The sequence below is a fragment of the Streptomyces sp. NPDC002773 genome, assembly GCF_040295605.1.
GTDB lineage: Bacteria > Actinomycetota > Actinomycetes > Streptomycetales > Streptomycetaceae > Streptomyces.
In genome coordinates this window covers 21,929-33,988 of sequence record NZ_JBEOVO010000014.1, presented here as the reverse complement: position 1 = coordinate 33,988, position 12,060 = coordinate 21,929, and the positions used below count along the sequence as shown (strand labels likewise).

Here is a 12,060-nt window from a genome sequence, read left to right as displayed (position 1 = left end):
CATAAGTGATGAAATTCGGACGAATAGTACGCGGCGTGCGGAAGCCGCGCCCGGTGGGAGCCCCGTACGAGGAAGGACGCGACGCGTGAGCGGAGTACGAGAGGTACGAGAAGTGCGAGGACCACGAGGAGTACGGGTGGCCGGCGAACCCATGCAGATCGCCGAGGTCGCCGCCCGGACCGAGCTGTCCCTGCGCACGATCCGGCAGTACGAGGACTGCGGCCTGGTCATGCCGTCCGCGGCCTCGCCGGGCGGCTTCCCGCTCTACACGGAGGCGGACGTGTCCCGGCTGCTGGTGGTCCGCCGGATGAAGCCGCTCGGTTTCACCCTCGACGAGACCCGCGAACTCCTCACGGCCGTGGACCGGCTGGCCGCCGAGCGGGCGGGCACGGACACGGAACTCGACCCGGACGAGCGGGCCGCGCTCCTGGCCCGCGTCCGCGGCTGCGAAGAGGCCGCCGCGGAGCGGGTCGCCGAGCTGCGGGCCGAACTCGGCCGCGCGGAGGAGTTCGCCGACTCCCTCCGGCACACCCGCCTGACGTCGGCGGCCCCGGCCTGACCGCGCCTCAGGGAGCGAGGGCGGCCGCGAGGTCGCGGAAGAAGCGGGCGTAGGCGGCCGGGCTGGGCGGGGTCTCGGGGTTCCACGGCGTGGACCGGACGCCGGACAGGGTCCCGTCGGGCGCCGTCGCGTGGGCGCGGCTGTCGAAGAGGACCAGGTCGGGGCGGAGTTCGGCGGCGCGGCCCCAGTCGGCGGTGAGCCAGTTGGCGCCGGGCCCGGGACCCGGGTCGACGAGCCGGACGCCCAGCTCGGCGAGCCGCGCCAGCTCGGGCCAGGCGTGCGGCCGGGCGAGATGCACCTGGTCGGGGCCGGCCCCGGAGAGGGCGAGCACGGCGAACCCACTCGCCGCCGCGGCCGCCTGGAGGACGTCCTCCGCGACCCGCAGCCCGGCGGAGGAACCGTCCGCCACCGAGCCACCGAAGCTCACGTCCCCCTGACTCACGTCCCCCTGGCTCACGGCCCCCAGGCTGACGGCCAGCGCGCCGAAGCGGTCGAGGATCGCCGGCAGGGTGAGCTCGTTGCCGACGGAGAGCGCGACGAGCGGTATCCCGATCCGGTCGGCGACGGCCTCGTCGAGCGCGTACGGACTCTTCCCGTCATAGGTCACGTCGACGATCACGTCAGCCCGCAGCTCCCGCAACCGCCCCTCGTCCAGGGCGCGCCCCGGCCCGAGGTACGTCACCCCGGCCGCCCGCAGCCCGCCCTCCTTGGCCGGATCGAGGACCTCGCCGTCGTGCCCGGAGCCGTAGACGGCGACCGGCGTCACGCCGAGATCGCACAGGGCCGCCCCGGCCCGCACGTACGCGACCACCCGGCGCGGCACGCGGGCCGCTCCCAGCTCCGTACCCCTGTCGTCCGTGAATCCCCATGCCTGTGCCCCGGACATACGGCGCTCCCTCCCCGGCCGGAATGTGCCTCTTCCGCCACCTTGGAGCGGTTCACCGGCGCGCACAAGAGGGCCTGCCCACCCGCGAGACGGGTCTCTCCGGGCCATGGGGGTCGTCCGTGCCCTGACCTACCGTACGGACATGGACACCGACACCGATACCGGCACCGACACCGGCACCTCCGCCGTACGGCTGGAAGCCTGGTCCGACGACGACGCCGGCCTGCTGCGCGCCCTGAACGCGCCCGCGTTGACGGGGCATCTGGGCGGCCCGGAGACCGAGGAGGAACTGGCCCGCCGCCACCGGCGGTACGTGGACCTGAGCGCCGACGGCACGGGCGCGGGGCGGATGTTCCGGATCGTGCTGCTGCCGGAGGAGGCCGTGGTGGGCAGCATCGGGTACTGGGCGCAGACCTGGGACGGCGAGCCGGTGTACGAGACCGGGTGGGCCGTGCTGCCGGGCTTCCAGGGCCGGGGCCTGGCGACGTCCGCCACGCGCGCGGTGATCGCGGAGGCCCGTTCGGCGGGCCTCCACCGCCATCTGCACGCGTTCCCGTCGGCGGACAACGCCGCTTCGAACGCGGTGTGCCGCAAGGCGGGCTTCGAACTGCGCGGCGAGCGGGACTTCGAGTACCCGCCGGGCCGCCCGATGCGCTGCAACGACTGGCGCCTCGATCTGGAGACGCCCTAGGGACCGCGGAGGCTCAGGAGCCGTCCTCCGGCGTGGTGAGCGGCCGGGTGAAGTGGAAGGCCACGATGTCGAAGCGCTCGCGCAGGTAGAAGCGGTGGGCTCCGGTGCGGTGGGTGCCGGAGTCCAGGTTGAGCTCGTGGCAGCCGGCGGCGCGGGCGTGCGCGTCCAGGTGGGCGATGAGCGCGTGGCCGACCCCGGTGGAGCGGGAGGTGGCGGCGGTCACGAGATCGTCGACGTAGAGCTTGCGCAGCGAGCTGGTGTTGTTGATGATCCGCCAGCCGGCCGCGCCGACGCAGCGGCCGTCGTCCGCGTAGGCGGCGGAGAACCGGAGTCCCTGCGGATGGCCGGCCTCGTACACCTCGCGGAAGAGCGCGGGGGTGAGGTGGGGGCGGAGTTCGGAGAGGACCGGCAGGAGGTCGCTCTCGAGGCGGGAGTCGCCGGGTTCCAGGTCGATGATCTTCATGGCGGGACGGTACCTCAGGGCTTTTCCGGGTCGACGCCCCGGGCGCGGCCCCGAATTTCCCTGGCAGCCGGTCCCGCCCCGATGCCATCCTGTCCCCGTGAACGGACCGGAGATCCAGATCAGCTTCGCCCCCGGCCTGGGGCTCTTCGTCTCGGCCGAGCGGCGTTCGGGCCGCACGCCCGTGACCACCGACGGCGCCTCCTCGCTCGGCCACGTCGTGGAGTCGCTGGGTGTGCCGCTCACCGAGGCCGGGAGGCTCCTGGTCGACGGGCGGCAGGTCGACGCCTCGCACGTCCCGGTCGCGGGCGAGACGGTCCTGGTGGAGGCCGTCGCCCGTCCGCAGCCGGTGCCGGGCGCGCCGCTCCGGTTCCTGCTCGACGTGCACCTCGGCACGCTGGCCCGGCGGCTGCGACTGCTCGGGGTGGACGCGGCGTACGAGAGCGAGGACATCGGCGACCCCGCCCTCGCCGCGCTCTCCGCGCGGGAGCGCCGCGTCATGCTCTCGCGGGACCGCGGCCTGCTGCGCCGCCGCGAGCTGTGGGCGGGGGCGTACGTCTACAGCGACCGGCCGGAGGAACAGCTCCGCGACGTCCTGGAGCGGTTCGCCCCGCCGCTCGCGCCGTGGACGCGGTGCACGGCGTGCAACGGGGAGTTGAGCGACGCCGACAAGGACGCGGTCCGCGAGCGCCTGGAGCAGGGCACGGAGAAGACGTACGACGTGTTCGCCGAGTGCGTGGAGTGCGGCCGGGTCTACTGGCGCGGCGCCCACCACTCCCGCCTGGAGACGATCGTCTCCGACGCGGTACGAGAGTTCGGCGGCGCGGCGGCCGGCTGACCCGCCCCCTGCTCACTTCCTCAGGGCGCCTCGGCGGTCAGATAGCGCTGCACGGTCGGGCCGAGCCAGGCCACGACCTCCTCGGTGGACATCTCCACGACCGGCGGCAGGCGCAGCACGTAGCGGGTGAGCGCCATGCCGAGGATCTGGGAAGCGACGAGCCCCGCCCGGTGCGGGGCCTCCGCCGGGTCGGGGCAGACGCCCCGGGTGACGGGCCCGAGCTGCTGGGCGAAGATCTCCCGCATCCGCTCGGCCCCGGCGGCGTTCGTGACGCCGACCCGCAGCATCCCGGTGAGGACCTCGTCCCGCTCCCAGCGCTCCAGGAAGTGGGTGACCAGAACGGCACCGATGTGCCGGGCGGGCAGCGCGCCCAGTTCGGGCAGGCCGATGTCGATCTCGGAGGCGGCTGCGAAAAGGCCCTCCTTGTTGCCGTAGTAGCGCATCACCATCGACGGATCGATCCCCGCGTCACGGGCGATGGCCCGGATGGTGGCGCGGTCGTATCCGTCGGAGGCGAAGCGCTCGCGAGCGGCCTCCAGGATGGCGGCCCTGGTGGCGTCGGAGCGGCGGGCGGTCGTCATATCAACGACTGTAGGCCAACAGGCGTTGACACTCCACCGAGGGCGCGTCTACAGTTGCCAACAAGTGTTGACCAACACCCGTTGGCCAACGGTCGTGGGCACCCTGGAGGCAGCCATGAGCACCACGGAGAAGACGGACACCCAGGTCCTCGTCATCGGCGCCGGCCCCACCGGCCTGCTGCTCGCCGGCGACCTCGCCACCGCCGGCATCGACGTCACCCTCGTCGAGCGCCGCCCGCACGGCCTCGCCAACATGACCCGCGCCTTCGGAGTCCACGCCCGCACCCTGGAGCAGCTCGACGCCCGAGGCCTCGCCGACGAGCTCCTCGCCACCGGCACCACCCTCAGCCGCGCCCGACTCTTCGGCCGGCTCGACCTCGACCTCACCCGACTGCCCAGCCGCTTCAACCACCTGCTCGTCACCCCGCAGTACGAGGTCGAGCGGCTCCTGGAGCGCCGCGCCCTCGCCGCCGGAGTCACCTTCCGGTACGGAACGGAGCTGCGCGGACTGCACCAGGACGCCGACACGGTCACGGCCGAGCTCACCGACCCGGACGGAACCCCCCTCACCCTCAGCGCCCGCCACCTCGTCGGCACGGACGGCGTCCGCAGCACGGTCCGCACCGCCCTCGGCCTGCCCTTCCCCGGCGGCTCGGTGATCCGCTCCCTCGTCCTCGCCGACGTCCGCCTCACGGACGAGCCCGACGAGTCGTTCACCGTCAGCGGCTCCGGCGACACCTTCGCCTTCCTCGCCCCCTTCGGCGACGGCTGGTACCGGGTGATGGGCTGGACCCGCACCCGCCAGGTCGCCGACAGCGAGCCCGTCGACCTGGACGAGGTCCGCGAGATCGCCCGCCGAGCCCTCGGCACCGACCACGGCATGCACTCCCCCCGCTGGATCTCCCGCTTCCACAGCGACGAGCGCCAGGCCCCGGCGTACCGGGTCGGCCGGGTCTTCCTCGCCGGAGACGCCGCCCACGTCCACTCCCCCGCCGGCGGCCAAGGCATGAACACCGGCCTCCAGGACGCCGCCAACCTCTCCTGGAAACTCACCGCCGTCCTGCGCGGCGAGGCACCCCACCCCGACGCCCTCCTCGACAGCTACCAGTCCGAGCGCCACCCCGTCGGCGCCATGGTGCTCCGCAGCAGCGGCGCGATCGTGCGCCTCGCGATGGCCCACACCCCGCTCACCCGCGCCGCCCGCTCCCTCGCCGCCCGCCTCCTCGACGCGGTGCGGCCCGCCTCCGCCCGCGCCATGGGCATGATCAGCGGAATCGGCATCGCCTACGCGCCCCCGGCGGGCTCCCGGCGCCCCGCGGGCCGCCGCGCGCCGGACCTGCGACTGCGCGAGGGACGGCTCTACGAACTGCTGCGCGCGGGCGAGTTCGTCCTGATCGCCCCGGAGGGCGAAGCCCCGACCCTGCCCGGGACCGCCCCCGTCACCCCGGAGCGCCTCATACGCGCCACCTGGACGGACCCGACGCGGCGGACCGCGGTACTGGTCCGCCCCGACGGCTACATCCACTGGACGAACCGCTGACCGAAGCGCGGATCAGAAGACGTACGGGTCCCCGGTGGCAAGCACCAGCACACGGTGCCGGTCGTTCCCCGGGACCCGATCGGTCACCCCGTCCATCCAGACCGTCGTGATGTCCACCGTCAGCTCGTCCGGGAGACCCGCGGTCCTCAGATCGAGCGCCAGCTCACCCACGCCCCCACCCACGGCCCGCAGCGCACCCGTACGGCAGGACACCACCCGGTCACTGCTCCACAGACAGGCCTCCGGCAGCCCCTGCCCTCCCGCCAGCGGCTCGGAGAACGCGAGCCGGACCGTCGCCTGGGAGAGATCGGAAGGACCGTGGTTCTCGCTGACCAGCCACACCCCGAGCCTTCCGCCCCAAAGGGAGACATGACCGTGATGGGCCAGATCCGCCTCGGGCCCGGCCACCGGCCCCACAGCGCCGGCACCCGCACCCGCGCCCATCACCACCGCGGCCGCGAGAACGACCCCGAGCACACCCTTCCGCATTCCACACATAACCCTAAAATAGCGACAGATCATCCCGCACACTGACAACCCGTCAGTCAGCGTGTCCCATGGCAGGCTGTCCCCGTGCTGACCGCCCGCTCCCTCACCCTCTTCGCCCTCGCCGCCCTCTTCGAGATCGGCGGAGCCTGGCTCGTCTGGCAAGGCGTCCGGGAGCACCGCGGCTGGATCTGGATCGGCGCAGGCGTCGTCGCCCTCGGCGTCTACGGCTTCGTCGCCACCCTCCAGCCCGACGCCGAGTTCGGCCGCGTCCTCGCCGCCTACGGCGGAGTGTTCGTAGCCGGATCCCTCGCCTGGGGCATGGTCGCGGACGGCTACCGCCCCGACCGCTGGGACGTCATCGGCGCACTCGTCTGCCTCGCCGGCATGGCCCTGATCATGTACGCCCCGCGAGGCCGCTGAGATACACCCCGACCTATCCTGACCGGGCGATCGACGTCATCGACCACCTGCGCGAGGAGCACCCGTCATGACTCCCCCCGGCACCCCCATCGCCGTCATCACCGGAGCCAGCAGCGGAATCGGCGCCGCCACGGCCAGGCAACTGGCCGCCGCCGGCTACCGCGTGGTCCTCACCGCCCGGCGCAAGGACCGCATCGAAGCCCTGGCCGCCGAGATCAACGAGGCCGGCCACCAGGCCGCCGCCTACGCCCTCGACGTCACCGACCGGACCGCCGTCGACGAGTTCGCCACCGCGTTCCGCACCCTCGCCGTCCTCGTCAACAACGCCGGCGGCGCCCTCGGCGCCGACCCCGTCGCCACCGGCGACCCCGACGACTGGCGCCAGATGTACGAGGTCAACGTCATCGGCACCCTGAACGTGACCCAGGCCCTGCTCCCGGCCCTCACCGCGAGCGGAGACGGCACGGTCGTCGTCCTCTCGTCCACCGCCGGCCACTCCACCTACGAGGGCGGCGCCGGCTACGTCGCCGCCAAGAACGGCGCCCGCGTCCTCGCCGAGACCCTCCGCCTGGAGATCGTCGGCACCCCGGTCCGCGTCATCGAGATCGCCCCCGGCATGGTCAAGACGGACGAGTTCGCCACCACCCGCTTCCGCGGCGACACCGAGAAGGCCGCCAAGGTCTACGCCGGCGTGGCCGACCCCCTCACCGCCGACGACGTAGCCGAAACGATCACCTGGGCCTGCACCCGCCCCCCGCACGTCAACATCGACCTCCTGGTGGTCCGCCCCCGAGCCCAGGCCTCCAACACCAAGATCCACCGCGAGCTGTAGAACGCCACGAGGGGCCGGCGCACCACGCCGGCCCCTCGTCCCGTACGGAACGATTCAGCCCTTCACACAGATGACCTGCTTCAGTTTGGCGACGACCTCCACCAGGTCGCGCTGCTGGTCGATCACCTTCTCGATCGGCTTGTACGCACCCGGAATCTCGTCCACGACACCGGAGTCCTTACGGCACTCCACACCCCGCGTCTGCTCTTCCAGATCCCGCGTCGAGAAGCGCCGCTTGGCTTCGCTCCGGCTCATCTTCCGGCCAGCTCCGTGGGAGGCCGAGTTGAACGACGCCGCGTTCCCAAGACCCTTCACGATGTACGAGCCCGTGCCCATCGAACCCGGGATGATCCCGAACTCCCCGGAGCCGGCCCGGATCGCACCCTTCCTCGTGACCAGCAGGTCCATGCCCTCGTACTGCTCCTCCGCCACGTAGTTGTGGTGACAGGAGATCACCTGGTCGAAGGTCACCCGTGCCTTGCGGAACTCCCGGCGGACGACCTCCTGGAACAGCGCCATCATGATCGCGCGGTTGTACTTCGCGTACTCCTGGGCCCAGAAGAGGTCGTGGCGGTAGGCCGCCATCTGCGGGGTGTCCGCGACGAACACCGCCAGGTCGCGGTCGACGAGACCCTGGTTGTGCGGAAGCTTCCGCGCTTCGCCGATGTGGTACTCGGCGAGCTCCTTGCCGATATTCCGGGACCCGGAGTGCAGCATGAGCCACACCGAATCGGATGTATCGACACAAAACTCCACAAAATGATTCCCTTGGCCAAGGGTTCCCATCTGCTGAGCCGCCCGTCCGCGACGGAACTTCACCGCATCGGCGACCCCGTCGAACCGCGACCAGAAGTCATCCCATCCCGCCGTCGGGAACTGGTACAGCCGCTTCGGATCGACCTCCTCGCGATGCAACCCCCGCCCTACCGGAATCGCCTGCTCGATCTTCGACCGCAGCCGCGACAGATCACCCGGCAGGTCGTTCGCCGTCAGCGAGGTCTTGACCGCCGACATCCCGCAGCCGATGTCCACACCGACCGCCGCCGGACAGACCGCACCCTGCATCGCGATCACCGACCCGACCGTCGCGCCCTTGCCGTAGTGCACGTCCGGCATCACGGCCAGGCCCTTGATCCACGGCAGCGTCGCCACGTTCTGCAGCTGCTGCATGGCACCGCCCTCCACCGTGGCAGGGTCGGCCCACATCCGGATCGGAACCTTCGCCCCCGGTACCTCTACGTACGACATACTTCCTCAATTCCCCCGAAAAGCCCGATAACGCAAAAACCGGCGCCAAAGCCCGTACAGGTGACAACGGACCGGCATCAACGGCTGCGTGTGCGATAGACATTGTGTCCATCGGCCGGGTTCGCGCGGCAAACAGTTTTCGGGAAAGACTTCGAGAGAAGGGAGCCTGGGACCGTGCAGCGAAAGAGGTACGCCCCCGGCCGCACCGGGCCCGCGGCGCGCACCGCCGTCGTGCTCACACTCGGCCTCGGCCTCGGGATCGGCCTCACGGGATGCTCCGCCGACACCCCGACGGACGACATCGCCTTCGACGCCAAGGCCGGCCCCGCCGCGCCCGCCGCGCCCCCCGGCCGCTACCGCACGCTCTTCGAGCCCTGCGGTTCCGTCCCGCAGGCCATGCTCAGGGACCTGCTCCCGGGCGCGGCCGCGCTGGCCGATTCCGAGCGGGACAAGGCGTACCGGGGCGTAGCGGCCACGACCTATGACACCGACCGGCGGGTCGGCTGCGCCTGGAAGGCCGACACTCCGGACGTCTCGCACCGCCTGGCGCTCGATGTCGAGCGGGTCGTGTCGTACGACACCGCCGTCAGCGACGACGACCGGGCGCAGGAGGTGTTCGTCCGCAAGCAGCTCGCGGCGCACATCCCGCTGGCCCCGACGGCCCCACCGACCCCGGCAGCCCCGGGGTCGGCGACAGCGACGGGGGCGGGGACGGGGACGGTCGCACCCCCCGGCGCGAGCACCCACGCCGCCCAGGGCCCGGCCACGACCCCGACCCCGCCGGGCGCCACCGCGCCGCCCGCACCCCCGGCGGGCACCGCGTCCCCGACGACGGCCCCCGGCACGGGCGCCGCGACCGGCCCCTCCCCCTCCGGTTCCACCGCCACCGGACCCACCCCTTCCGGCCCGGCCCCCACCGGCCTCGAACCACGCGTGCTCGGCGGCCTCGGGAACGTCGCGTACCTGGACGACGTCCTGAGCACGGTCGGCGCGAACGGCCATGAGCGGGCCGTCAGCGTGGTGTTCCGCACATCCAACGTCATCGTGACCGTCTCCTACCGGGAGCAGACCAGGGGTTCGGCGGAGGCCCCCGACAGCAAGGAACTGCAGGAAAAGGCCCGGAATCTGGCCCGGCTGCTCGCGGAGCGCCTGGAGGAGTAGCGGTTTGGCTCCGCTCCGTGAGCGTGCGGCGACCACGTAACGTGTCGGCGTACCCGTGGCCCACCCGCATCCGTGCCCGTGGCCGCCGGATCCCCGGCCGGACCGCACGACAAGCGACTGAAGGAACCATGCAGCGATCAGCCCCGCGACTCACCCGCATACTCGCCTGCGCCGCCGTCCCGGTGATGCTCGTCGTCGCCGGCTGCTCCTCGGACTCCGGTGACGGCGGCTCCGGGAAGGCGGGCTCGAAGGACAAGGCCGGCGCGTCGGCGTCCGCGACTCCCTCGCCGTCGCAGACCACGAAGACGGTCGAGCCGGCGAGGTTCGCGAAGCTGCCGCAGGCGTGCAAGGCGATCTCCGCGAAGTCGACGGCCTCGCTGGTGCCGAAGGCGAAGACCAAGAACGGCACGCCCGCGCCCTCCAGCGACCTGACGAGCCGCAGCGGCTGCTCGTGGAACGGCCTCGCCGACCTGGGCGTGAAGGGCTCGCAGTACCGCTGGCTCGATGTGTCGTTCTACCGGTACGAGTCGGACGTCTCGCTCGGCAGCGGCCAGGAGCGCGCTCAGGAGAACCTCGCGAAGGAGCTCGCCAAGATCGAGGAGACTCCGGGCGCCAAGAAGCTCCGCACCACCACGGCGACGGGTATCGGCGAGGAGGCGAAGACCGTCGCGTACCAGCTGCACAAGACGGACGAGGACTTCGTGTACGGCTCCGTCGTGGCGCGTACGGGCAACGTCCTGGTGCTGCTCTCGTACAACGGCGCCGGGTACGCGGGCGCGGCGACCCCGACGGAGAAGACCGTCATGGATGGTGCGGTGAAGGCGGCGAAGGAAGCCGTGGCCGCGGTCGCCGCTGCCAACAAGTAGTCACAAACCAGCGCACAGTGGCATGTCCGTGCGGAGCCCGTCCCTCCCCCGAGGGCCGGGCTCCGTGCGCGTGTGCCACTCTGTGCGCGCGGGATGTCGAATGACGGGAGGGGATCGCGGGTGGCCGCGATGCAGCTGACACGCACACACCGAATACTCATCGGGCTCGTCATCGCCGGTGCGCTGATCATCGCGGGGATCGGTTTCGCGGGTTCGTACGCCGCCGTGCGCGAGCTCGCTCTGGACAAGGGCTTCGGCACCTTCTCGTACTTCTTCCCGATCGGCATCGACGCGGGCATCTGTGTGCTGCTCGCCCTCGACTTGTTGCTGACGTGGTTGCGGATCCCGTTCCCGCTGTTGCGGCAGACGGCGTGGGTGCTGACGGCGGCGACGATCGCGTTCAACGGCGCGGCGGCGTGGCCCGACCCGTTGGGCGTCGGGATGCACGCGGTGATCCCGATGCTGTTCGTGGTGGCTGTCGAGGCGGCGCGTCACGCGGTGGGGCGGATCGCGGACATCACGGCGGACAAGCACATGGAGGGCGTCCGGCTGACCCGCTGGCTGCTGTCTCCGGTGCCGACGTTCCGGCTGTGGCGCCGGATGAAGCTGTGGGAGCTGCGCTCGTACGAGCAGGTGATCAAGCTGGAGCAGGAGCGGTTGATCTACCAGGCGCGGCTGCAGGCCCGTTACGGCCGTAGCTGGCGGCGGAAGGCGCCGGTGGAGGCGCTGATGCCGCTGCGTCTGGCGCGATACGGCGTCCCGCTGGCGGAGACGGCGGCGGCGGGCCTGGCGGCGGCGGGCATCGAACCGGCGTTGCTGCCTCCGCAGCCGCAGCCTCAGCCTCAGCCTCAGGCGCAGTCGCAGTCGCAGGGCCCCCTGCCGGTGCCCGCGCAGCAGCTGCCGCAGCTGCAGGCGGCGGCGCAGGTGCCCATGCCGCAACAGCCGCAGATACAGCCACAGCCACAGCAGAAGCCGTCACCGACCGGCGTTCCGCAGGCCGAGGCGGAGCCGCCGGTGGGCCCCGTGAACCACGAGAGTCCCTGGTTCGACACGCAGCAGCTCGCCTCGGAGACGTACGAGGGCACGTACAACCCTCGGATCGTCGAGGGTCTGGAGCCGACGCCGGTGCCGGTCCCGCAGGGCCCGGAGGACGTGCCTCCGCCGGGGCCGGAGGAGTTCGTCGAGTACCCCGAGTACGTGGAACCGGATCCGCAGGCCGAGGAGTTCCGCGAGGTCGTCCACAAGCTCACCTGGGCGTTCGCCGTGGAGCAGGACCGCTTCCCGGAGGACCAGGAGCTCGCCCGCCAGGTGGCCGAGTACTACGGCGTCCAGCAGCTTCGGAATCCCGAGCTGCTCCAGCGGCTGATCCCCGAGGTCCAGGAGCAGATCCGGCAGGAGATGAGCGAGTACAACACGCCCTGACGCACGCGCCCGGGGCCATGCGTGAAAGGGCCGCCACCCGAATCCGGGTGGCGGCCCTTTCCCATGC

General features: G+C 72.0%; 14 protein-coding genes. 9 read left to right on the top strand and 5 right to left on the bottom strand.

What is annotated here, in order from left to right; all coding sequences use genetic code 11:
- Positions 1 to 136 precede the first annotated feature (136 nt).
- On the top strand, positions 137 to 559 hold the full coding sequence (locus ABT034_RS18670) for a MerR family transcriptional regulator (protein ID WP_351216429.1): 423 nt from the start codon (positions 137 to 139) through the stop codon (positions 557 to 559).
- 7 nt (positions 560 to 566) lie between these two features.
- Here ABT034_RS18670 and ABT034_RS18665 read toward each other — a convergent pair whose 3' ends face one another.
- Positions 567 to 1,445, bottom strand: a complete 879-nt coding sequence (locus ABT034_RS18665) for a substrate-binding domain-containing protein (RefSeq protein ID WP_351216427.1) — start codon at positions 1,443 to 1,445, stop codon at positions 567 to 569.
- A gap of 142 nt (positions 1,446 to 1,587) precedes the next feature.
- Between ABT034_RS18665 and ABT034_RS18660 the strand changes: the two genes are divergently transcribed.
- Positions 1,588 to 2,136 carry a GNAT family N-acetyltransferase gene (locus tag ABT034_RS18660; protein ID WP_351216425.1) on the top strand — a complete coding sequence of 183 codons (549 nt, stop codon included), beginning with the start codon at positions 1,588 to 1,590 and terminating at the stop codon, positions 2,134 to 2,136.
- Between the two features lie 13 nt (positions 2,137 to 2,149).
- Here the strand turns inward: ABT034_RS18660 and ABT034_RS18655 are convergent, their stop codons facing one another.
- A complete protein-coding gene (locus ABT034_RS18655; RefSeq protein WP_351216423.1) occupies positions 2,150 to 2,599 on the bottom strand; it encodes a GNAT family N-acetyltransferase in 450 nt (149 codons plus the stop codon).
- Positions 2,600 to 2,696: 97 nt separating this feature from the next.
- On the opposite strand from ABT034_RS18655, the gene ABT034_RS18650 reads away from it, so the two are divergent.
- Complete coding sequence (locus tag ABT034_RS18650) at positions 2,697 to 3,434, top strand: Mut7-C RNAse domain-containing protein (protein WP_351216421.1); 738 nt, start codon at positions 2,697 to 2,699, stop codon at positions 3,432 to 3,434.
- A 20-nt stretch (positions 3,435 to 3,454) separates the two neighbouring features.
- Here the strand turns inward: ABT034_RS18650 and ABT034_RS18645 are convergent, their stop codons facing one another.
- Positions 3,455 to 4,015 carry a TetR/AcrR family transcriptional regulator gene (locus tag ABT034_RS18645; protein ID WP_351216419.1) on the bottom strand — a complete coding sequence of 187 codons (561 nt, stop codon included), beginning with the start codon at positions 4,013 to 4,015 and terminating at the stop codon, positions 3,455 to 3,457.
- Positions 4,016 to 4,130: 115 nt separating this feature from the next.
- Here ABT034_RS18645 and ABT034_RS18640 point away from each other — a divergent pair, with 115 nt between their 5' ends.
- Positions 4,131 to 5,555, top strand: coding sequence for an FAD-dependent monooxygenase (locus ABT034_RS18640; protein WP_351216417.1), 1,425 nt, complete (start codon positions 4,131 to 4,133; stop codon positions 5,553 to 5,555).
- A gap of 12 nt (positions 5,556 to 5,567) precedes the next feature.
- On the opposite strand, the gene ABT034_RS18635 is transcribed toward ABT034_RS18640, so the two are convergent.
- On the bottom strand, positions 5,568 to 6,044 hold the full coding sequence (locus ABT034_RS18635; RefSeq protein ID WP_351216415.1) for a hypothetical protein: 477 nt from the start codon (positions 6,042 to 6,044) through the stop codon (positions 5,568 to 5,570).
- Between the two features lie 84 nt (positions 6,045 to 6,128).
- Between ABT034_RS18635 and ABT034_RS18630 the strand changes: the two genes are divergently transcribed.
- Together ABT034_RS18630 and ABT034_RS18625 are read left to right on the top strand one after the other, a co-directional pair.
- Positions 6,129 to 6,464, top strand: a complete 336-nt coding sequence (locus tag ABT034_RS18630) for a YnfA family protein (RefSeq protein WP_351216413.1) — start codon at positions 6,129 to 6,131, stop codon at positions 6,462 to 6,464.
- A gap of 67 nt (positions 6,465 to 6,531) precedes the next feature.
- Complete coding sequence (locus ABT034_RS18625; protein WP_351216411.1) at positions 6,532 to 7,296, top strand: SDR family NAD(P)-dependent oxidoreductase; 765 nt, start codon at positions 6,532 to 6,534, stop codon at positions 7,294 to 7,296.
- Between the two features lie 54 nt (positions 7,297 to 7,350).
- On the opposite strand, the gene ABT034_RS18620 is transcribed toward ABT034_RS18625, so the two are convergent.
- Positions 7,351 to 8,544, bottom strand: a complete 1,194-nt coding sequence (locus ABT034_RS18620; RefSeq protein ID WP_351216409.1) for an RtcB family protein — start codon at positions 8,542 to 8,544, stop codon at positions 7,351 to 7,353.
- Positions 8,545 to 8,718: 174 nt separating this feature from the next.
- On the opposite strand from ABT034_RS18620, the gene ABT034_RS18615 reads away from it, so the two are divergent.
- The 3 genes from ABT034_RS18615 to ABT034_RS18605 all read left to right on the top strand — a co-directional run bounded on the left by ABT034_RS18615 (position 8,719) and on the right by ABT034_RS18605 (position 11,993).
- Positions 8,719 to 9,705, top strand: a complete 987-nt coding sequence (locus ABT034_RS18615; RefSeq protein ID WP_351216407.1) for a DUF3558 domain-containing protein — start codon at positions 8,719 to 8,721, stop codon at positions 9,703 to 9,705.
- A gap of 128 nt (positions 9,706 to 9,833) precedes the next feature.
- A complete protein-coding gene (locus ABT034_RS18610) occupies positions 9,834 to 10,571 on the top strand; it encodes a DUF3558 domain-containing protein (protein WP_351216405.1) in 738 nt (245 codons plus the stop codon).
- 129 nt (positions 10,572 to 10,700) lie between these two features.
- Positions 10,701 to 11,993 (top strand): DUF2637 domain-containing protein, encoded by a 1,293-nt coding sequence (locus tag ABT034_RS18605; RefSeq protein WP_351216403.1) that lies wholly within the window; start codon positions 10,701 to 10,703, stop codon positions 11,991 to 11,993.
- Positions 11,994 to 12,060 lie beyond the last annotated feature (67 nt).